This window comes from Acidovorax sp. AC410 (assembly GCF_979253235.1).
The window spans coordinates 6,413,705-6,433,208 of sequence record NZ_CEEDCG010000001.1 but is presented as its reverse complement, the minus strand read 5'-3'; the positions used below and the strand labels follow the sequence as shown (position 1 = coordinate 6,433,208).

At 68.4% G+C, this 19,504-nt stretch carries 18 protein-coding genes and 1 pseudogene; 10 read left to right on the top strand and 9 right to left on the bottom strand.

All coding sequences use genetic code 11. The features are described from left to right. Nucleotides 1-120 precede the first annotated feature (120 nt). The 3 genes and pseudogenes from AC0IZS_RS29905 to AC0IZS_RS29895 all read right to left on the bottom strand — a co-directional run bounded on the left by AC0IZS_RS29905 (nt 121) and on the right by AC0IZS_RS29895 (nt 3,541). Nucleotides 121-974, bottom strand: a pseudogene (locus AC0IZS_RS29905) (MinD/ParA family protein). Nucleotides 975-984: 10 nt separating this feature from the next. Next, nucleotides 985-1,752 (bottom strand): GGDEF domain-containing protein, encoded by a 768-nt coding sequence (locus tag AC0IZS_RS29900; RefSeq protein ID WP_007859307.1) that lies wholly within the window; start codon nt 1,750-1,752, stop codon nt 985-987. 76 nt (nt 1,753-1,828) lie between these two features. Beyond that, entirely contained in the window at nt 1,829-3,541 is a 1,713-nt protein-coding gene (locus tag AC0IZS_RS29895; RefSeq protein WP_471638996.1) for a SulP family inorganic anion transporter, read from the bottom strand. A 128-nt stretch (nt 3,542-3,669) separates the two neighbouring features. On the opposite strand from AC0IZS_RS29895, the gene AC0IZS_RS29890 reads away from it, so the two are divergent. The 3 genes from AC0IZS_RS29890 to AC0IZS_RS29880 all read left to right on the top strand — a co-directional run bounded on the left by AC0IZS_RS29890 (nt 3,670) and on the right by AC0IZS_RS29880 (nt 5,902). Further along, complete coding sequence (locus tag AC0IZS_RS29890) at nt 3,670-4,128, top strand: BON domain-containing protein (protein WP_471638995.1); 459 nt, start codon at nt 3,670-3,672, stop codon at nt 4,126-4,128. A gap of 287 nt (nt 4,129-4,415) precedes the next feature. Next, nucleotides 4,416-5,645 (top strand): PLP-dependent transferase, encoded by a 1,230-nt coding sequence (locus tag AC0IZS_RS29885; protein ID WP_471638994.1) that lies wholly within the window; start codon nt 4,416-4,418, stop codon nt 5,643-5,645. 71 nt (nt 5,646-5,716) lie between these two features. Further along, the gene (locus AC0IZS_RS29880) at nt 5,717-5,902 is read left to right on the top strand and encodes a hypothetical protein (RefSeq protein WP_471638993.1); all 186 of its coding nucleotides are present in this window, start codon (nt 5,717-5,719) and stop codon (nt 5,900-5,902) included. Nucleotides 5,903-5,971: 69 nt separating this feature from the next. Here the strand turns inward: AC0IZS_RS29880 and AC0IZS_RS29875 are convergent, their stop codons facing one another. After that, complete coding sequence (locus AC0IZS_RS29875) at nt 5,972-6,646, bottom strand: arylesterase (protein ID WP_471638992.1); 675 nt, start codon at nt 6,644-6,646, stop codon at nt 5,972-5,974. A gap of 15 nt (nt 6,647-6,661) precedes the next feature. Here AC0IZS_RS29875 and AC0IZS_RS29870 point away from each other — a divergent pair, with 15 nt between their 5' ends. From AC0IZS_RS29870 to AC0IZS_RS29855, 4 genes are all read left to right on the top strand, one after another. After that, nucleotides 6,662-7,357, top strand: a complete 696-nt coding sequence (locus AC0IZS_RS29870) for an ABC transporter ATP-binding protein (protein WP_322596399.1) — start codon at nt 6,662-6,664, stop codon at nt 7,355-7,357. 167 nt (nt 7,358-7,524) lie between these two features. Further along, the gene (gene rlmB / locus AC0IZS_RS29865; RefSeq protein ID WP_471638991.1) at nt 7,525-8,271 is read left to right on the top strand and encodes a 23S rRNA (guanosine(2251)-2'-O)-methyltransferase RlmB; all 747 of its coding nucleotides are present in this window, start codon (nt 7,525-7,527) and stop codon (nt 8,269-8,271) included. A gap of 4 nt (nt 8,272-8,275) precedes the next feature. Continuing rightward, a complete protein-coding gene (locus tag AC0IZS_RS29860) occupies nt 8,276-9,013 on the top strand; it encodes an SIR2 family NAD-dependent protein deacylase (protein WP_471638990.1) in 738 nt (245 codons plus the stop codon). 138 nt (nt 9,014-9,151) lie between these two features. Next, nucleotides 9,152-10,318 carry an ABC transporter substrate-binding protein gene (locus AC0IZS_RS29855; protein ID WP_471638989.1) on the top strand — a complete coding sequence of 389 codons (1,167 nt, stop codon included), beginning with the start codon at nt 9,152-9,154 and terminating at the stop codon, nt 10,316-10,318. Between the two features lie 3 nt (nt 10,319-10,321). On the opposite strand, the gene AC0IZS_RS29850 is transcribed toward AC0IZS_RS29855, so the two are convergent. From AC0IZS_RS29850 to AC0IZS_RS29830, 5 genes are read right to left on the bottom strand one after another with little or no spacing between them, the layout of a single operon-like run. Further along, nucleotides 10,322-10,801 (bottom strand): hypothetical protein, encoded by a 480-nt coding sequence (locus tag AC0IZS_RS29850; RefSeq protein WP_471638988.1) that lies wholly within the window; start codon nt 10,799-10,801, stop codon nt 10,322-10,324. Continuing rightward, complete coding sequence (locus tag AC0IZS_RS29845) at nt 10,798-11,298, bottom strand: SMI1/KNR4 family protein (RefSeq protein ID WP_471638987.1); 501 nt, start codon at nt 11,296-11,298, stop codon at nt 10,798-10,800. Before AC0IZS_RS29845 ends, AC0IZS_RS29850 begins: the two co-directional genes overlap by 4 nt. Next, on the bottom strand, nt 11,295-12,206 hold the full coding sequence (locus AC0IZS_RS29840) for an SMI1/KNR4 family protein (protein ID WP_471638986.1): 912 nt from the start codon (nt 12,204-12,206) through the stop codon (nt 11,295-11,297). Before AC0IZS_RS29840 ends, AC0IZS_RS29845 begins: the two co-directional genes overlap by 4 nt. Further along, a complete protein-coding gene (locus AC0IZS_RS29835; RefSeq protein WP_471638985.1) occupies nt 12,188-12,790 on the bottom strand; it encodes a hypothetical protein in 603 nt (200 codons plus the stop codon). Before AC0IZS_RS29835 ends, AC0IZS_RS29840 begins: the two co-directional genes overlap by 19 nt. Nucleotides 12,791-12,792: 2 nt before the next feature. After that, a complete protein-coding gene (locus tag AC0IZS_RS29830) occupies nt 12,793-13,242 on the bottom strand; it encodes a hypothetical protein (RefSeq protein ID WP_471638984.1) in 450 nt (149 codons plus the stop codon). Nucleotides 13,243-13,526: 284 nt separating this feature from the next. Between AC0IZS_RS29830 and AC0IZS_RS29825 the strand changes: the two genes are divergently transcribed. Genes AC0IZS_RS29825 through AC0IZS_RS29815 form a run of 3 tightly spaced genes read left to right on the top strand, consistent with a single transcriptional unit; the run spans nt 13,527 to nt 19,473 of the window. Further along, complete coding sequence (locus AC0IZS_RS29825) at nt 13,527-15,386, top strand: PAS domain S-box protein (RefSeq protein WP_471638983.1); 1,860 nt, start codon at nt 13,527-13,529, stop codon at nt 15,384-15,386. Between the two features lie 3 nt (nt 15,387-15,389). Beyond that, nucleotides 15,390-15,785, top strand: a complete 396-nt coding sequence (locus AC0IZS_RS29820; RefSeq protein ID WP_471638982.1) for a response regulator — start codon at nt 15,390-15,392, stop codon at nt 15,783-15,785. 25 nt (nt 15,786-15,810) lie between these two features. Beyond that, a complete protein-coding gene (locus AC0IZS_RS29815) occupies nt 15,811-19,473 on the top strand; it encodes an EAL domain-containing protein (protein ID WP_471638981.1) in 3,663 nt (1,220 codons plus the stop codon). Nucleotides 19,474-19,504: the final 31 nt, after the last annotated feature.

The window sequence follows — 19,504 nt, the reverse complement described above, 5'->3', positions numbered from 1 at the left end:
ATGGCCTGTGGTTCACACGGAATGGGAAAAGAAGTGGTCCGCCAGGCACCATTCTCCTGGCGGGCGGGCACTGATTGTCGCGTGGCGGCGCGGCGGCGCGACGGCTGCCCGCCGTACCGGTCAGACCGTGGGTACCAGCAGCGTGGTCTCGATCTTGTTGGCCAGTTGGGCAATGGCCAGCGAGGCCGGGCAGCCCGGCGTGTTGAGCAGCAGCAGCTGGCGGCGCATCACGGCGTCGCGCACCGATGGGTCGGCCGGGATGTCGCCCATATGGATCAGGCGCACGGCCCGGCCCGACTCGGTGCTGACGAAGCGGTCCAGCACCTGCTGCAACTGGCTGGTGATGGCACGGCCGTCGCCCGGGCGCGCGGCCTGGTTGATCACCATGCGCACATGCTGGCGCTTTTGCTGCATGGCCAGCACCTTGATGGCGGCATAGGCATCGGTCAGGGAGGTGGGTTCGGGCGTGGCCACGATCAGCACCTCGGAGGCCAGCGAAATCGAGAACAGCACCACGTCCGAGATGCCGGCGCCTGTGTCCAGCAGGATCACATCGAAGGTGGGCGCCAGCGCCTGGATCACGTTCAGGAACTGGTTGCGCACCTCGGGTGTAAGGCGCGAGTACTCCACCATGCCCGAGCCGGCCAGCAGCACCGAGAAGCCGCCGGGCGCCTGGATCACGGCGTCCTCGAGCAGGGCCTTGCCGGTGAACACGTCGTGCAGGGTGATCTTGGGGTGCAGGTTGAGCACCACGTCCAGGTTGGCCAGGCCCAGGTCGGCATCGAGCACCAGCACGCGCTGGCCGCGCCGCGTGAGCGCCGCTGCGAGGTTGGCCGACACGAAGGTCTTGCCCACGCCGCCCTTGCCGCTGGTGATGGCAATGATGCGCGCACCGGTGGCTGCCGCGCCGGGTGGGCGGCCGGGCGAGGGTGGGGCGTCGGAGGAGGTGGGTGGGGGGACAGCGCGTCGCTCATCTTCTAACTTTCAGTTGGCGCTGCCTGTTGGGTCCAGCGGGGGCAGGTCGCCCCAGCCCGAGGGGGTGTACAGCGGGCCGAACAACAGGCTCTTTTCTTCGGCACTGACGGTGCTGTCGGGCTGCTCTTCGATGCTCACCCGGTTGCGGCCCGACGATTTGGCCTGGTAGAGCTGGTGGTCGGCCCGGTCGGTCCACAGCAGGGTGGTCGAGCGGATCCATTGCAGGGCGAAGGCCCCGCCGACGCTCACCGTGACATTCAGTTCCACGGAGGGCGAGATTCTGACAGGGGTGTTGGCCACGGCGCGGCGGATGCGCTCGGCCACTACCTTGCCGAAGGCGGCCTGGCAGGCGGGCAGCACCACGGCGAACTCCTCGCCGCCGTAGCGTGCCAGGGTGTCCATGGGGCGCACGCAGGCGCTCAGGGTGCGCGCCACCGACTGCAGCACCACGTCACCGGCCAGGTGGCCGTGGGTGTCGTTGACCGCCTTGAAGTGGTCGATGTCCAGCATCAGCAGCAGGGCCGCTTCGCCGGAGCGCGTCACACGGTCGATCTCGCGTTCGAGCACGGCGCGGAAATGCCGACGGTTGGCCAGCCCGGTGAGGGGGTCCTTGAGGGAGAGCTCGCACAGACCGTCGATCAGGCCCTGGAGGTAGCGCGACGGTGCTTCGCGTTGCAGGGACGCTTCGCTGCCGACCGCCTGCGCCACGAGCGCATGTGCAATGTCCAGGCGCAGATCGCGCAGGTCTACGAGATGAGAGGCCGCAGAGTCAGACACAAATGGATTAGGCAGAGTTCATTGAGTGTAGCAGCGGATAGGGATTTCAGATGGTCACGGATAGGGTGTAAGGGTTTCAGGAGGGGCCCGCGGGCGCCGCTGGGGGTGGTGCCGGCTCGGCAGGTATTTGCTGCAGGGCCAGCAGGGCTTCCGCGTCGGTGCGGTACATGCGCAGGCCCGGGCCGTCCCCGAGCAAACCGGCCCGGCGCAGCACCTGGTCCACGGGCAGCTTCATGCCGCTCACGTGCAGCGTGCCGCCGCGGGCCTGCATCAGCGCCTTGAGGGCGGCAAAGGTTTCCACCCCGGTGATGTCGATGCGGTTGATGGGCAGCGCCATCAGGCACAGGTGGACGATGTCGGGATGGGCGATCAGATGGTCCGTCACGTACCGGTCCAAGGCGCTGGCCGAGCCGAAATCCAGCTCCGCGTCCATGCGCAGCGCCAGCAGCCGCGGGGCCAGGGGCGGCAGGTGCCACAGGTGGCGGTCGCGCAGGCTGCCATCGGGGTGCAGGCCCACTTCGATGATGCGCGGGTGCAGGCGCTGGTACAAAAAGTGGCTCAGGTTCATCACCAGCCCCACCAGCACGCCCCAGTACATGCGCGGCGCGGTGGCCAGCGTCAGCGCAAAGGTCACGCCGGCCATCACGGCCTCGACGCGCGAGATGCGCCACAGGCGCAGCAAGGTAGCGGGCTTGATGAGGCTGGTCACCGCCGTGATCACCACGGCGGCCAGCACCGACTGCGGCACGTGGTAGAGCGCCGGCGTGAGCCACAGCAGCACCACCAGCACCAGGGCGATGGCGAACAGCGTGGCCCAGCCGGTGCGCGCGCCCGCGTACAGGTTGATGGCCGAGCGCGAGAACGAGGCGCTGGTGGCGAAGCTGCCGCACAGGCCGCTGCTGATCTTGGCCAGGCCCTGGCCGATCAGGTCCTGGTTCTCGTTCCAGCGCTCGCCCGAGCGCTGGCTCTCCACCTTGGCGCTGGAGGCGGTTTCGAGAAAGCTCACCAGCGTGATCACCAGCACCGGCATCACCAGAGCGGAAAACTGCGACCAGGACAGCAGCCCCGGCCAGTACGGCGAGGGCAGTCCCTCGGGCAGCGTGCCCACGACCGAGCCGCCGCCATCGGCATAGCCGAGCGCCCAGCTCAGTGCCCCAGCCGCGCCCACGACCAGGATGGCGGCCGGAAAGTTCGGGCGCCAGCGCCGCGCCAGGACCAGGATGGCGAGGCTGCCCAGGCCGAAAGCTGCGGCGACCAGGTCGAAATGGCCCAGCGACGGGGTGGACCACAGGGCCCCGAGGTCCGAGCGCAGGCCGGTGAAGGCGCGCAGCTGCGACGCCAGAATCAGCAGCGCCGCCGCCTGGGTGAAGCCGCTGAGCACCGGGGAGGTCACCAGGTTGAGCAGCCAGCCAAAGCGGGCCACCCCCATCACCAGTTGCAGCAGGCCCGAGAGCAGGGCCATCCAGGCCGCCAGGGCCACCCACTGCGCGCTGCCGGGCTCGGCCAGCCCGGTGAGGGAGGCACCGATCAGCAGGCTGGTGAGCGCCGTGGGCCCCACGCCCAGCCGGGTGGAGGAGCTGAACAGCACGGCGACCAGGGCCGGGATCAGCGAGGCGTAGATGCCGGTGACCAGCGGCATGCCGGCCAGGGCTGCATAGGCCACGCCCTGCGGCACCAGCATCAGCCCCACGGTCATGCCGGCGGAGAACTCGCCCTTGAGGAGGTGGCGGTCGGGGCGGGGCCAGGCGAGAAACGGAAACCAGCGGGACAGGGATTGCAAGGACGGCATGCCTCGATTGTCGCGCGCATCGGGTGTGCTGCCTGACGTCCTACAGCCACTTCGGAGCTATCCGACCCTGTGCGCCCGTCGGTGTGCCTAAAGTACGAAGCATGTTTCAACCCGCAAGGAGTTTTCCCATGAATACCGCACAGACCGCACTGCGTTCCACCCACCGCATTGCCAGCGTACTGGCCGTCAGCGCCCTGGCGCTGGGCCTGGCTGCTTGCAGCAAGAACGAAGATGCCACCGTCGGCCAGCGGCTGGACTCGGCCGTTGGCCGCACCGAGCAGGCTGCCACCGATGCCCGCATCAAGGCCGAGGCCGCCATGCAAAGCGCCGGCAACAAGATGGAGCAAGGTTCGCAGACCGCCATGGAAAAGGTCGATGACGCCACCATCACCGCCCAGGTATCCGCCGGCTTGGCCAAGGACCCTGACCTGAGCGCCATCAAGATCGATGTGGACACCGTGAATGGTTCCGTGACGCTCAATGGCCCTGCCACCACCCCGGCCGCCAAGGAGCGTGCCCAGACGATCGCCAGCGCCGTCAAGGGCGTGACCTCGGTCAACAACCAGTTGACCGTGACACCGAGCTAAGGCACCGCCGTACCTGACGGCTTGCACCGGGCCCCGGGACTGTATAGATACCGGACCCCACGCGCACCGGGCAGGGATGGACTTGCGACACGCCAGTCGGGCAGCGAGCAGGCTGCCTCCTTCATCTTCATTGCGAGGACTGGCATTCGAAGACCGCCCATGCAAGTGATGCGTGCAATGCAAGCCATCGGCCATGCCCTGGCCTTTGCCTGCCCCCGAACAGGGGCCATGGCAAAGGGGCCGCGCCGCACAAGGTGACCCTTGTGCGGCGCGCTACCATTGGCGGCATGCAAGACCATGCCACCGACATCGCCTCCCGCCTCGTCCACCACGACTACCTTCCACCCACGGGATTCCAGGCCCCCCAGACCCCGGTCTACAAGGCCTCGACCGTGATCTTCCCCAATGTCGCCGCCATGCGCAGCCGCGAATGGAAAGACAAGAGCGGCTACACCTACGGCCTGCATGGCACCCCCACCACCTTCATCCTCGAAGAGCGCCTGTGCGCGCTGGAAGGGGGGCTGCAGTGCCTGCTGGTCCCGAGCGGCCTGGCGGCGATTGCCAACGTGGCGCTGGCCTTGCTCAAACCGGGCGATGAGCTGCTGATCCCCGACAATGTCTATGGCCCGAGCAAGGACCTGATCCACGGCGAGCTGCGCCGCTTCGGCATCACGCATGCGGTCTACGACCCGCTCGATCCGGCCGATCTGGCCGCGCGCATCACGCCGGCCACCCGCCTGGTCTGGCTCGAAGCCGCCGGCTCGGTCACCATGGAATTCCCTGACCTGTGCGAGCAGGTGCGCATCTGCCGCGCGCGTGGCGTGACCACCGCGCTGGACAACACCTGGGGGGCGGGCCTGGCGTTCGCGCCCTTCGACCTGCTGGGCGACGGCAGCCTGGGCGTGGACATCTCCGCCCATGCCCTCACCAAGTACCCCAGTGGCGGCGGCGATGTGCTCATGGGCAGCATCGTCACGCGCGACGAAGCGCTGCACATGAAGCTCAAGCTCACCCACATGCGCCTGGGCCTGGGCGTGGGGGGCAACGATGCCGAGGCGGTGCTGCGCTCGCTGCCCAGCATCGGCCTGCGCTACCGCGCGCACGATGCGGCGGCGCGCTCACTGGCCTTGTGGATGCAGAGCCAGCCCGCCATCGCGCAGGTGCTGCACCCGGCGTTGGCCGGTGCGCCGGGCCATGACCACTGGAAGGGGCTGTGCGGCGCCGCTTATGGTGGTGAGGGCGCGGCGGCGGGCCTGTTCAGCGTGGTGATCGATGCGCGCTTCGGCCAGGACCAGGTCGATGCTTTCTGCGACGGCTTGCGCCTGTTCAAGCTGGGTTACAGCTGGGGCGGGCCCATGAGCCTGGTGGTGCCCTACGACCTGGCACGCATGCGCAGCCGGCCGGCGGCCCATCTGAAGCCCGGGACGCTGGTGCGGTTTTCCATCGGGCTGGAGGCGGTGGAGGACCTGCGCCAGGACCTGCTGCAGTCCTTGCAGCAGGCCTTTGCCGCCGCCTGACGGGCGCGGGGTATGTCGGCAAACAGGGGCCTAGCTGTTACAGTGGGCCTCTACTTCAGGAAGCAAACACCTTGGCAACACCCAACTACGGATACGAAAAGCGCCAGCGCGAGCTCGCCAAAAAGCAAAAAAAAGAAGAGAAGCTGCGTTCCAAAACCCAGCGCAGGCCGGATGACCCACAGGGTGACCAGCCTGCCGGTGGCAATGGCGACGGCGCTCCAGGCGCCAACCAGCCCTCGGGCGCACAAGGCGGCTGAGCCTTAGCCCTCCGTGTCCGGCACCCTGCCGCGCCGCAATGGCCGCAGGCGGGTCCCAGGGCACGGCGTTCAGCGCAGCAGCTTTTTCAGCTCTGGCCACACATTGGCCAGCATCTGCGGGTGCGCCTCTGCACGCGGATGAATGCGGTCCGCCTGGAACAGGCGGGTAGGGTCCGGGCCATCGGCCACGCCCTTGAGAAAAAACGGCACCACGGCCACTTTTTTGGCCTGGGCCACGGTGGTGAACAGCCCGGCAAACCGGTTCGCGTAGTCGGTGCCATAGTTCGGCGGCACCTGCATCCCCACCAGCAAGACCTTGGCCCCGGCCTTGAGCGCCGCATCGGTCATGGCCGTCAGATTTTCTTCGGTGTTCTTGAGCGGCAGGCCGCGCAGCGCGTCATTGCCGCCGAGCTCGATCACCACCACGGCGGGCTTGTGCTGGGTCAGCAGGGCGGCCAGGCGTGATCGCCCGCCCGAGGTGGTCTCGCCGCTCACGCTGGCATTGACCACCCGGCGCCCGATCTTCTCCTCCTGCAGCCGCTTTTCCAGCAGGGCCACCCAGCCCGCGCCGCGTGCCAGGCCGTACTCGGCGCTCAGCGAATCGCCCAGCACCAGAATGGCAGGCGCGCCTGGCGCGGAAGATGCTGCCGCCTGGGCCCAGGCGGCAGGGGCACAAACCCCTGCCAAACCCAGGATGCCTGCCGAGAGGATAAAGTGGCGCCGATACTGCAGATGTCGAATCAAAGCAAAGAACCTTTCATGTCCGAATCTTCCCCATCGCCCGTGACCCCCATTATTGCCGTCGAGCATGTCTTCAAGTCGGTCACGGATTCGACCGGTACGCTGGACATTCTGCGGGATATCGATTTCCGCCTGGCGCCAAGGGAAACTGCGGCCATCGTGGGCGCCTCGGGCTCGGGCAAGAGCACGCTCTTGTCCATCATCGCCGGGCTCGATACGCCCACGCGCGGCACGGTGCGCCTGGACGGCCATGACCTCTTTGCCATCGACGAGGACGAGCGCGCTGCGCTGCGCGCGCAGAAGGTGGGCTTCGTGTTCCAGAGCTTCCAGCTCATGGGCAACCTCACCGCGCTGGAGAACGTGATGCTGCCGCTGGAGCTGGCCAATCGCCGCGATGCGCGCAAGGCCGCGGCCGACATGCTGGCCCGCGTGGGCCTGGGCCAGCGCCTCGGCCATTACCCCAAGGTGCTCTCGGGCGGCGAGCAGCAGCGCGTGGCCCTGGCGCGGGCCTTCGTCGTGCACCCGGCGGTGCTTCTGGCCGACGAGCCCACAGGCAGCCTGGACTTTGCGACCGGCGAGACCATCATGCAGCTCATGTTCGAGCTCAACCGCGAGCAGGGCACGACGCTGGTGCTGGTCACGCACGACCGCGGCATTGCCGCGCGCTGCGAGCGGCGCATCACCATCGACGCAGGCCAAGTGGCCGAGAACTAGGCTACCCCCTGGGGCGCTTCGCGCCTTCCCCCTGGAAGGGGGACGCCACCGGTGGCCTGGCAAAGCCAGTTCCACGGTGGCACTGGCGTTGACGCGCCAGTTGCATAGGCCTACAGCGTCATCGACAGCTGATAGGGAATCAGCTTCGTCCAGTCGATAATCAGGGCATGTCTTCCCCCAAAGTTCTTTTCGGCTTCCACGCCGTGGGCGTGCGTCTGAAGACCGCGCCCAAATCCGTCATCGAGATCTACTACGAGGTCACGCGGCGCGATGCGCGCATGCGCCAGTTCCTCGACCGCGCCCGCGAGGCCGGTGCCCGCCTGATCGAAGCCGACAGCGAGCGCATCGCCAAGCTGGCCGGCAGCCATGGCCACCAGGGCGTGGCGGCGCGGGTGGAGCCCGTGGCACAGATCACCTCGCTCGACGAGCTGCTGGAGAACCTCGAAGCCGCCGGCGTCGAGAACCCGCTGCTGCTGGTGCTCGACGGCGTGACCGACCCGCACAACCTGGGCGCCTGCCTGCGCGTGGCCGATGGTGCGGGCGCACATGCCGTCATCGCCCCCAAGGACCATGCCGTGGGCATCAACGCCACGGTGGCCAAGGTGGCCAGCGGCGCGGCCGAGACCATGCCGTACTTCATGGTCACCAACCTGGCGCGCACGCTGGGCGAGCTCAAGGAGCGCAACATCTGGTGCATCGGCACCAGCGACGATGCGCCCAAGACTGTCTACCAGGTGGACCTCAAGGGCCCCGTGGCCCTGGTGCTGGGCGCCGAGGGCGATGGCATGCGCCAGCTCACGCGCAAGACCTGCGACGAACTGGTCTGCATCCCGATGAAGGGCGCGGTGGAGAGCCTCAATGTGTCCGTTGCCAGCGGCGTGTGCCTCTACGAGGCGCTGCGCCAGAGGACTTGACCGTATGCAGGAGGATCGCCTGGACACCGTGCGCGCCTGGGTGCAGGAGGCCCGGCACATCGCCGTGCTCACCGGCGCGGGCGTGAGCGCCGAGTCGGGCGTGCCCACCTTCCGCGATGCGCAGACCGGCTACTGGGCCCAGTTCCGTGCCGAGGACATGGCCACCGAGGAGGGCTTTCGCGCCCACCCGGAGCGGGTCTGGAACTGGTACCAGCACCGGCGCCAGCTGATGGAGGGGGTGCAACCCAATGCCGGCCACCTGGCGCTGGCGGCCTTCCAGTCCGCCCACCCGGGCCGCCTCACGCTGATCACCCAGAATGTGGACGGCCTGCACCAGCGCGCGGGCAGCACGGGCGTGCTGTGCCTGCATGGCGATCTGTTCGCCAACCGCTGGCTCGATACGCCGCGCAACTGCTGCCACATCGACGATGCGGTGGCCGGCAGCCCACCCCATTGCGACCGCTGTGGCAACCGGCTGCGCCCCGGCGTGGTCTGGTTTGGTGAAATGCTGCCGCTGGCCGTGTTCGAGGCCGCTGAGCGGGCAGCGCAGGATTGCGACCTGATGCTGGTTGCCGGCACGGCGGGCGCCGTGTACCCGGCTGCGGGCCTGGCGCGCCAGGCGCGTGCGGCCGGTGCCCGTGTGGTCGTGCTCAACCCCGCACCGAGCGAACTCGACGATGCCGCCGATGCCGTGCTGCGCGGTACCTCGGCGACCTTGCTGCCCCAGTTGCTGCGCGCCTGACTGGCGGGGCCTGGCCCGGGGTGCATGCCCCAAAGTTGTGCGCTTTGTGCGACAGACTGTCGCAAACCGGACAAGTTGCCGCCGGCCGGGCCTGTAGCCTGCGCCACCTTTGCACAATTCTCCGGGCACCTTCACACCATGAGCCGTCGTCACTTTCTCCTGCGCGCCACCCAGATGGCTGCGGCCACCAGCCTGCCTGTGTGGGCCTCCACGGCGAACGCTGCGGACGAGCCCCTGTCTGCAAAGCACATCAATCTGGGCTGCTCCATCGCCCTGACCGGGCCGCTGGGCCAGGCCGGCATCGAGCAGGTGGCCGGCATGAAGGCGGCGTTTGCCGAGCTGAACCAGGCCGGCGGCGTGCATGGCCGCGAGATCCGCATGGACGCCAAGGACGATGCCTACGTGGCCAGCCGCACCCTGCAGAACGTCACGCAGATGCTGGAGGCGCAGTCCATCTTCGCGCTGATCTCGCCCCTGGGCACGGCCAACACGGCCGCCATCCTGCCGCTGATCGAAGGCAAGGGCATTCCCACCGTGGGCCCCATCACGGGTGCGCCCTCGCTGCGCTCGGCCGAGCAGCGCAACGTGTTCTTCGTGCGCCCGAGCTACCGCGACGAAACCCAGCGCTTGGTCAAGCAGGTGGTGGAGATGGGCCTCAAGCGCATTTCCGTGGTCTACCTGGACAACCCCTTCGGCAAGGAAGTGCTCAAGGACATGTCGCGCGCGCTCGACGAGATCAAGGTCGAACGTGCCGGCGAATTCGCCCTGGCGGTGGACGGCAAGAACGGCGCCGAGCTGGCCGACAAGGTGGCCGCCGAGCGCCCGGGCGCCGTGCTGCTGGCGACCACCGGCACGGCCAACACGGCTTTCGTGCTGCCATTCCGTGCCAAGGCGGCCGGCGTGCCGCTGGCCGGCCTGTCGGTCACGGTGATCTCGTCCGAGCTGCCCAAGCTGGCCGCCGCCACGCGCGGCATGGCCCTGGTGCAGGTGTTCCCCGACGCCAATTCGCAAAAATCGGTGGTGGTGCGCAAGTTCCAGAGCACCATGAAGGCGACGGGGGCCAATGCCGCCTTCTTCAACAGCGGCAGTGCCCTGGAAGGCTGGGTCAACGCCCAGATCATGATCGAAGGCCTCAAGAACGCGGGCAAGGACCTCACCCGCGACAGGCTGCGCAATGGCCTGGCGGGCATCCGCTCGCTGTCGTTCGGCGACTTCAATGTCGGCTTTGGTAGCAAGGCACCCTACGTGGGCTCGGACTCGATCTACCTGGCCATCTACGCCGAGAACGCGCGCCGCCTGAGCTGATCCCTATGGCGGGGCTTTCGCGCTGCCCAATGCCCTGAGCACCTCCTGTCGCTGCGCGAGCGGGCCGGAGTTGCCGCAAGGGTCCACGAAATAGCGGTAGTTCCGGTCGCGCGCGAGGAACAGCAGGTAGCGCCCACCCACCTCCATGGGAAAGCGCGAACTCGTGTTCTCGCTGTACAGCGCCAGGCCGGGCGGCATGTGCCCGCGCACGCTGCGCAGCACCCTGAGCACATACAGCGTGGCCGTGATGCCGTCCGGATCCGCTGGGTCCTCATGCAGCAGCTCTGCCTGCCCGACCTCGGCCACCACCACGCCCGAGGCCGTCGCGGCTTCCTGCGCCGCGGTGGGCGCACGCCCGTCGATGCACGCTGCCCTGGCCACAGGTGCGGCCACTACCAGGCACAGCAGGCACAGCAGGCAGGCAACCATCCGCACGGCAGGAAGGCTGCGCACGCCGTGGGTGGGCTGCAGTGTGTCGCTCATTCGGAAAGTTCCTCCCAGTACGGCTCCAGGTAGTCTTCCAGGAAGGCGATGAAGCTGCCTGCAATGGGCTCTGCGCGCCCCGTGCTCTGGTGGTAGAACAGCACCACCGGGTTTTCTCCGTCCTGCACGCGTGAAGTGTCCAGGCAGAAGGGTTCGTTGTCGTCCTGGCTGCGCTGGATGACGACCAGGTGGGCCGGCAGGGGTGCAGCCCAGCCTTCGCGGTAGTGCAGGGTGTCGCCATGCACGCTACCCAGGCCGCCCAGGGGCTCGCTGGCCGGGATGGTGGAGATGCACAAGCTGTCCAGCCCGCCACCACCGGTCTTCAGGATGAAGGTGCGAAACGAGCCGCTGATGCGCACGCCCAGTGCCTGCTCCAGGGCGGTCAGGGCGGCCTGCGAGCTGGCGCCGGCCCAGTCCACGCTGTGCTCGCCATCCGGCAGGTGGGCCAACTGGTCGATGCGTGCAATCAGGCGGTCCATGCTTTCCTGGTCGTTCATGGGTTCTGCCCTGTGCTGTTCTGGATGAAATCGTCCACGGCGGCCTTGGCCTGCTGCAGGCTGCTGCCATGGGCCTGCTGGTGAGCGCGCAATGCCGCCAGCTTGCCGCCGGGATCGTGTGCCAGGGCGCGCCAGTCGGGCGGCGCTTTGGTTGCCAGCAGCACCGCACTGCGCGCGCTGGCGGGCGCACATTCCCAGCGCGCGGTGATGGCGAGCGCCGGAACATTGGGCGGGGAGAAGCGCTCCAGTGCCTCCAGCAGCGCGCTCTGCGATACCAGGGACTGCACCGTGCGGGGAGGACAGCGCGGGCCATCGCGTACCTCGCGCAGCAGGGGCTGCGCACGGCTGAGCGCGCGCAGCCAGGCGCCTGTCGCCGCATCCATGCCGGCGGCCACCTGGTCCACGTCGTTGCGCACCACCTGGCAGGCCTGCGCGGTGGTGAAACCGTCCTCGCCGGTCCAGTCGCTGAGGTCGGCCAGCGCCTGCAGCAGCTGCACGCAGGCAAAGTCCTGGAAGGAGCGGTATCCCACTTCGCTCGCACCGCTGTCGTGCCGCACCAGGACCACGCCGGGCTCCAGCGCGCCTTCGAGCGGCACCAGGCACCATGCATCGCCCGCACCGGTTTCGGCAAAGGGCACCAGGCGCTGGCCATTCTGGTACGCGGGGTTCAGCCATTCCCCGGCGGTGGTGCGTACGCCCTGGGCATCCAGCCATTCGAAGTCACCGCAACTGATCAGCGGCGGGGGCGCGCTCAGGCAGCGCTCCCTCCAGGTGGCAGCCCAGTCGGGGCCATAGGCCGTGGACCCGTCCGCCACCAGGTGCCGCAGCAACGGCGGCAAGGCGATGCCGGCGTCTGCCGCCAGCGCATCGAGGGCTTGCAGCAGCGCGCTCACAGGTACCACCGCCACGCCTGCAGCATGCCTTGCGCGCGGGCTTCGCTGCCGGTGAAGGCCGCCAACGCCTGTACCACCTGCGCACGGCTGCTGGCCTTGAGCGCATAGGTGTCATCCAGCGCATCGTCGCCCAGGGCCGCGAGGGCGTTGGCCACCGTGGCGATGGCGCCCAGGGCGGTAGGCAGGTCATCGGCAAACCGGCTCGGGTCGTTGAAGTTCCCTCGTCCCGCCAGGTCGAACCAGACGCTGCCGTCGATGCGGTCCAGGATGAAGGGGTTGGCGCCTTCCTGTGCAATCACCAGCCAGTGGTCCGGCCAGCCGGGGATCGGGTTGTCGGGGTTGCGCGACCAGGCATAGCCGTCCTGCCGTGCCCAGAGCTTGTGCAGCGGCGGCACATCCACCGGATTGCCGCCCGCGTTGATGGCGAGGCCCACCGGGCCCACCGACGCATGCCAGGTCTCGCCCCAGGGCCCCACCTCGCGGTAGAAGGCCTCCACGATGGCGGGCAGGGGAAAGGGGCCCTGCCAGTCGCTGGCGGGCTGGGGCTGCAGGCGGCCCCAGGGGGCGAGCAGCGGGCGCAGGCGGTCGAATGGCGCCATGGTCACTCCGAATGCACGTCGGTGAAGGCGCCGTTGGTGGTGTTGATGTGGACGAGCTGGCTTGGCTCCCAGGGAATCTCGTAGCCCACCGAGCAGGCACTTTGCGTGGCCCCCAGGCCGTGATCAGGATGCACTTCGATGAAGCAGGGCGTCAGAAAGCCCCAGAGCGTGCCTTCATTCAATGCAACCCCCGGTGGCACCACCTCGCATTCGAGCAGAAAGGCTACGAGCGCCGGGGTGGCCTCATCGCGGACCTGCCGGGCATTGGCGAGCAGTCGCGCAAAGGCTTCGGCCTGCGCTGCTGTCGGGCCCTGCCTGGCGCCATGCACGCGCAGTGCAAATCCGTCCCCCAGGTGGGCAATGCCGATCTCGCCCTCCCAGACCTTGGATTGGCCTTCGGCGGACAAGGCGCCGAAGGGTGCTGCCTGCAGGCGGCGGGTGAACAGGCCCATGGGGATCTCCGTGAGGGATGGGAATGGGCGCCAATGTAGCCTGACTGGCAACGCGCGGCCATGCACCCTCCCGCCGTACCGCCTGGGGATACTGCCGGTCCCGCCAGGGCATACCGCATGCCGTCGCCGTTGCGCCGGGATGGTGCCAAGCGTCCGGCGATGCCTGGGTTGGGGAATATTTGGCTTGGAGTTTGCTTGGCGCATGCCTAAGATGCTCCAAAGAGGGGGCGGCAGCCGGGTGGGCGTGTGAGCGACGGCGAGGCCCCACCACGATGAGGGGCTGTATGGCATCTGATTTCTCCGGGGTCCACTGGGAGCAGAACCCTGACGCGCTGCTGGTCATCGCGCCGGACGGTACGGTACTGCACTGGAACCCTGCTGCACAGGCCACCTTCGGCTACACCGAGGCCGAAGCCCGGGGGCGCAGCCTCGCACAGCTCATCGTGCCACCGGACCAGGTGCATGACGAAGAATCGATCTGCGCCGAAGCCCTGCAATCCGGGGTGGCCGTGCACGAGTCGGTGCGCCGGCGCAAGGATGGTTCGCTGGTCCATGTGAACGTGTCCACCCGTGCGGTCTTTGCCGCGGGCGGCCAGTTGGCCTACTTCCTGTCGAGCAAGAAGGACGTCACCCAGCTCAAGGTGCTGCGCGATGCCAAGCTGGTCGAGGCGCGTTTTCGCGACCTGCTCGAGTCCACACCCGATGCCATCGTGATGGTGAATGCGACCGGGCGCATCGTGCTCGTGAACTCGCAGGCAGAGCGCGTGTTCGGCTACCCCCGGGGCCAGTTGCTGGGGCAGGCCATCGAGGTGCTGTTGCCCCAGCGCTACCGCAGTGCCCACCTGGGGCACCGCGGCGGCTTCTTCGTCCAGCCGCGCACCCGCACCATGGGAGCGGGCCTGGAGCTGTACGGCGTGCGCAGCGATGGCAGCGAGTTTCCGGTGGAAATCAGCCTCAGTCCGCTGGAAACGGAAGAGGGCACCATGGTGATGAGCGCGATCCGCGACATCACGGGCCGCAAGAAGGCCGACCAGAAATTCCGCGACCTGCTCGAATCGGCGCCCGATGCCATGGTGATCGTGGACCGGGAGGGGCACATCGTGCTGGTCAACTCGCAGGCCGTGAAGCTCTTCGGCTGGGCGCGCCAGGAGCTGATGGGCCAGCAGATCGAGCTTTTGGTGCCCACGCGCCACCGCGGCCAGCACCCGCAGCACCGGGGCGGCTTCTTCGCCGAGCCGCGCACCCGTTCCATGGGCGCAGGCCTGGACCTGTACGGGCTGCGCAAGGATGGCTCGGAGTTCCCGGTCGAGATCAGCCTGAGCCCACTGGAGACCGAGGAGGGGCTGTTCGTCTCCAGCGCCATCCGCGACGTGACCGAGCGCAAGCGCTTCGAGCAGGCCCTGCGCGACAAGAACCTGGAACTGGAGAACGCTGCGCTCGTGAAGGACCGGTTCCTGGCCAGCATGTCGCACGAGTTGCGCACGCCGCTCAATGCCATCATCGGCTTCACCGGCACCTTGCTCATGCGCCTGCCAGGCCCGCTCAACACCGAGCAGGAAAAGCAGCTGCGCATCGTGCAGACCGGTGCGCGCCACCTGCTGTCGCTGATCAATGACCTGCTGGACGTGGCCAAGCTGGGTGACGGCAAACACAGCCTGCAACTGGAGACGACCGATTGCCGTGGGGTGGTGGAGGAGGTGGCTGCCGCCCTGGGCCCCGATGCGCAGCGCAAGGGCCTGGCCTTCGTGGTGAGCATGCCCGGGCATGCGGTGCTGGCGCGCACCGACCGGCGCGCACTCACCCAGGTGGCCATCAACCTCGTGGGCAATGCCATCAAGTTCACGGACGAAGGGCGCGTGCTGGTGCAGCTCGATGCCCCGGGTCCGGCGAACCCGCGGCTGAGCCTGCGCGTGCAGGACACGGGGCCCGGCATCCCGCTCGCGGACCAGGCACGGCTGTTCGAGCCGTTCTCCCGGGTGGAAGGTGCAGAGCGGCGCCAGGAAGGCTCGGGCCTGGGCCTGCACCTGAGCCGCAGGCTTGCCCAGGCGCTGGGCGGCGACATCACCCTGCACAGCCTGCCAGGCGAGGGCAGTACGTTCATCCTGGATCTGCCGGGGGCGCTGCCCTGCGAAATGGAGCGATAGCCCATGCTTGCCCGCATTCTGGTCATCGAAGACGACGAAGCCAGCCGCATGCTGGTGACCTACCTGCTGGAGGCCGATGGCTACCACGTGTACAGCGCGCCCAATGGCCGCGAGGGCGTGCGCGCCGCGCTGGAGCACGGGCCCGACCTCATCCTGTCGGACCTGCAGATGCCGGTCATGGACGGCTATGAGGTGGCCCGGCTGCTGCATGCCGACCCCGGCTGGCGCAGGGCCCCGCTGGTCGCGGTGACGGCTTTTTCCATGCCCGGCGACCGGGAGAAGGCGCTGGAGGTCGGCTTCCAGGACCATATCTCCAAGCCCATCGATCCGGAGCGCTTCGTGCGCCAGGTCGAGGCCTATCTCGCGCCGGCATTGCGGGCAGCGCACCCGCCGCGGTGATGAACAAGCAAGGAGGGCGGCAGCCATGGCAAAGATCCTCGTTGTGGACGACCAGGCCCCCAACCGGGCCCTGATCGTCACGCTCGTCAACCACAGTGGCCATGAGGCGCTGGAGGCCGTGGACGGTGCGGATGCGCTGGAGCTGGTGCGCGCCGAGCGGCCGGCGCTGGTGATCTCGGACATCCTCATGCCCACCATGGATGGCTACGAATTCGTGCGCCAGTTGCGGGCCGACCCTGCACTGGCGGCCACCCGCGTCATCTTCTACAGCGCCCACTACCAGGGGGAGGAGGCGCGCAGCCTGGCGCTGGCCGGAGGGGTGTCCGAGGTGCTGGTCAAGCCCTGCGAGCCCCAGGACATCCTGCGCGCCATCGAACGCACGCTGGCGCAGGCGGCAGCGGGCTCCCAGGACTCGCCCGAGGTGTCGGAGCCGGCCTTCCGCTCCCAGCACCTGCGCCTGGTGACCGACAAGCTGCGCGGCAACGTGGTGGAACTGGAGGCCACCAACCGCCGCCTGGCCGCGCTCACCGAGCTCAACCTGCAATTGGCCTCCGAGCGCGATCCCGCCACGCTGCTCAACAAGGTCTGTGCCGGGGCCCGCGAACTCATCGGTGCGCAGTACGCCGTGCTGTGCGCCGTGCGCAAGCCGGGCGATTCCCCGCTGGTATGCACCAGCGGTATCGACCCGGTGCTGGCGCGGTCGCTGCCTGTGCCCGATACCTCATCGGGCATGCTGGGGCGGCTGCAGACGGAGCGCCGCTCGCAGCGGCTGCTCAATCCCGCGGGCGATCCCACGATGGCGGGCCTGCCGCCCGGCTACCCGCCGCTGTACTGCGCGCTGGAGGCACCGGTGACCTCGCTGGCCTCGTCCTACGGCTGGATCTGCCTGGCCAACAAGGAGGGGGCCGACCACTTCAGCGCCGAGGACGAGCGCATCCTGTCGATCCTCGCGGCCCAGGTCGGGCGCATCTACGAAAACGGCAGCCTCTACCTGGAGGTGCAGCGCCATGCCGAGCAGCTGCACATCGAGGTGATCGAGCGGCGCCGGGCGCTGGAGGAGCTGCGTGCCAGCGAGGCCGGGCTGCACCGGGCCCAGTTGCTGGCCAAGATCACGCACATCATCAGCGGACCCGGCGGCCAGTTCGAGAGCTGGCCGGACACGCTGGCGCAGATGCTGCGGCGCGACCCGAGCACCATGCCGGCATCTGCCCGGGAGTGGATCACCATGGTGTACGCCGACGACCGTGCGCTGGTGCGCAGCATGGCCTTGCAGGCGGTGCGCGAAGGGCTGCGCATGGACTTCACCTACCGCCTGTGGCGCGCCGACGGGGCGCTGTTGCACCTGCGCCAGGTGATGGAGCCGCTGCCCGGCGAAGGCGCCGCTCCCGACGGCCTGCGCTGGTTCAACACCATCCAGGATGTCACGGCGCAAAAGCGGGCCGAGGAGGCACTGCGCGAGAGCGACCGGCGCTTCAACGAACTGCTCGACAAGGTCGAGATGGCCTCGCTGATGCTCGACCGCAACGGCTGCATCACCTACTGCAACGACTGCCTGCTGCGCCTGTCGGGCTGGGAGCGCGGCGAGATCTTCGGGCGCAACTGGTTCGAGCTGTTCCTGCCCCCGGGCATGGACGGCATGCAGCGCGTGTTCGAGGACATGCTGGCCGACCGGCCGGCCACCTGGCATTTCGAGCAGGAAATTCTCACGCGCGCAGGGGGGCGCCGGCTGGTGTACTGGAACAACACGGTGCTGCGCTCGGTCGATGGCGAGGCCATGGGCATCGCCTGCCTGGGCGAGGACATCACCGAGCGGCGCGAGGCCGAGCACAAGATCAAGCGCCTGAACCGCGTCTATGCCGTGCTCAGTGGCATCAGCACGCTGCTGGTGCGCATGCGCAGCCGCCAGGAGCTGTTTGCCCAGTCCTGCGACATCGCGGTACGGCACGGGCAGTTCCGCATGGCCTGGATCGGCCGGGTGGACCGCGCGGCGCAGCAGGTGATCCCCATGGCAATTTCCGGCTCGGACCCGGACTTCTTCGACGACATTGCCGGCCGCCTCTCGTATGCGGACGAGCCCTCGGGCGTCTACAGCCTGACGGCCACGGTGGTGCGCGAAAAGCGCGCCGTGGTCTGCGACCGGGTCGAAGGCGACCCCCGCGTGCTGCTGCCGGCCAAGCTGCGGGCCCGCTCGGTGGCCTCGCTGGCGGTGCTGCCCCTGATGGTGGCGCAGGAGGTGGTGGGCGTGATGGCGCTGTTTTCCGACGAGGCGAGCTTCTTCGATGCCACCGAGATGAAGCTCCTGGGCGAGCTGGCGGGCGACATCAGCTTCGCGCTCGACCACCTCGAAAAATCCGACCGCCTGAACTACCTGGCCTACTACGACGACATCACCACCTTGCCCAACCGCACGCTGTTTCTGGACCGCGTGAACCAGCACATGCGCGCGCGCGAGGGCCACCGGCCGCAGGCAGCGCCCTTCCTCGGGGTGGCGCTGATCGACGTGAACCGCTTTCGCATCGTCAACGACACGCTGGGGCGTTCGCTCGGGGACGAACTGCTCAAGCTGGTGGCGCAGCGCCTGCAGTTGCATGCCAGTGCGATGGACATGCTGGCGCGCATCGGCGTCAACAGCTTCGGCGTGGCCGTGTGCGAGGCGCGCGATGCGAGCGCGGTGGCCGTGGCCGTGGACCACCTCATGCGCGCCTGCTTCGACGAGCCCTTCCTGCTGGGCGCGCAGGAGCTGCGCATCACCGCCAAGGCGGGCGTGGCCCTGTTCCCCATGGATGGCGGCGATGCCGAGGCGCTGCTGCGCAATGCCGAGGCGGCCCTCAAGAAGGCCAAGGCCTCGGCCGACGCACTGATGTTCTACACCTCGGAGATGAACCTGCGCGTGGCCGAGGCGCTGAGCCTGGAGAACCAGTTGCGCGAAGCGCTGGAGCGCGGCGAATTCGTGCTGCACTACCAGCCCAAGCTGCACCTGGCCAGCGGCGAGGTGACCGGTGCCGAGGCCCTGATCCGCTGGAACGACCCGCGCCGCGGCCTGGTGCCACCCGGGCAGTTCATCCCCATCCTCGAAGAGACCGGCCTGATCTACGACGTGGGCCGCTGGGCCCTGGGCCAGGCCCTGGCCGACAACCTGCGCTGGCGTGCCGCGGGCCTGGTGCCGATACGGGTGGCCGTGAACGTCTCGTTCCTGCAGCTGCGCCACCGGGCCTTCATCGAGCAGGTGCGCGCGGCCGTGGCGCACGACCCACAGGCCGCTTCCGGGCTGGAACTGGAGATCACCGAAAGCATGGTGATGGACGACGTGGAGCACAGCACCCAGAGCCTGCATGCCATCCGCGAGATGGGTATCACCGTGGCCATGGACGACTTCGGCACCGGTTTTTCCTCGCTGAGCTACCTGGCCCGGCTGCCGCTCGACACGCTCAAGATCGATCGCTCGTTCATCCTGCACCTCGCCGCAGGGCCCAAGGGCGGTGCGCTGGTGTCCACCATCATCAATCTGGGCCACTCGCTGGGGCTCAATGTCGTGGCCGAAGGGGTGGAGACCGAAGAGCAGTCCGGCCTGCTGGCGCGGCTCGGCTGTGACGAGATCCAGGGCTTTCTCTACAGCCGGCCCGTGCCGGCGGAGGTTTTCGAGCAGCAGTTCCTGCGCAGCCTGCAGCCCGACGCGCCTGCCCTATGATTTGGGGCTCAGCATTTGCGTGCCAGGCTCT

Coding starts and splice junctions, on each gene's coding strand:
- AC0IZS_RS29895 (WP_471638996.1), bottom strand. CDS start 3,541: ATGCCGTCCTTGCAATCCCTGTCCCGCTGGTTTCCGTTTCTCGCCTGG.
- AC0IZS_RS29890 (WP_471638995.1), top strand. CDS start 3,670: ATGAATACCGCACAGACCGCACTGCGTTCCACCCACCGCATTGCCAGC.
- AC0IZS_RS29885 (WP_471638994.1), top strand. CDS start 4,416: ATGCAAGACCATGCCACCGACATCGCCTCCCGCCTCGTCCACCACGAC.
- AC0IZS_RS29870 (WP_322596399.1), top strand. CDS start 6,662: ATGTCCGAATCTTCCCCATCGCCCGTGACCCCCATTATTGCCGTCGAG.
- rlmB (WP_471638991.1), top strand. CDS start 7,525: ATGTCTTCCCCCAAAGTTCTTTTCGGCTTCCACGCCGTGGGCGTGCGT.
- AC0IZS_RS29860 (WP_471638990.1), top strand. CDS start 8,276: ATGCAGGAGGATCGCCTGGACACCGTGCGCGCCTGGGTGCAGGAGGCC.
- AC0IZS_RS29855 (WP_471638989.1), top strand. CDS start 9,152: ATGAGCCGTCGTCACTTTCTCCTGCGCGCCACCCAGATGGCTGCGGCC.
- AC0IZS_RS29850 (WP_471638988.1), bottom strand. CDS start 10,801: ATGAGCGACACACTGCAGCCCACCCACGGCGTGCGCAGCCTTCCTGCC.
- AC0IZS_RS29845 (WP_471638987.1), bottom strand. CDS start 11,298: ATGAACGACCAGGAAAGCATGGACCGCCTGATTGCACGCATCGACCAG.
- AC0IZS_RS29835 (WP_471638985.1), bottom strand. CDS start 12,790: ATGGCGCCATTCGACCGCCTGCGCCCGCTGCTCGCCCCCTGGGGCCGC.
- AC0IZS_RS29830 (WP_471638984.1), bottom strand. CDS start 13,242: ATGGGCCTGTTCACCCGCCGCCTGCAGGCAGCACCCTTCGGCGCCTTG.
- AC0IZS_RS29825 (WP_471638983.1), top strand. CDS start 13,527: ATGGCATCTGATTTCTCCGGGGTCCACTGGGAGCAGAACCCTGACGCG.
- AC0IZS_RS29820 (WP_471638982.1), top strand. CDS start 15,390: ATGCTTGCCCGCATTCTGGTCATCGAAGACGACGAAGCCAGCCGCATG.
- AC0IZS_RS29815 (WP_471638981.1), top strand. CDS start 15,811: ATGGCAAAGATCCTCGTTGTGGACGACCAGGCCCCCAACCGGGCCCTG.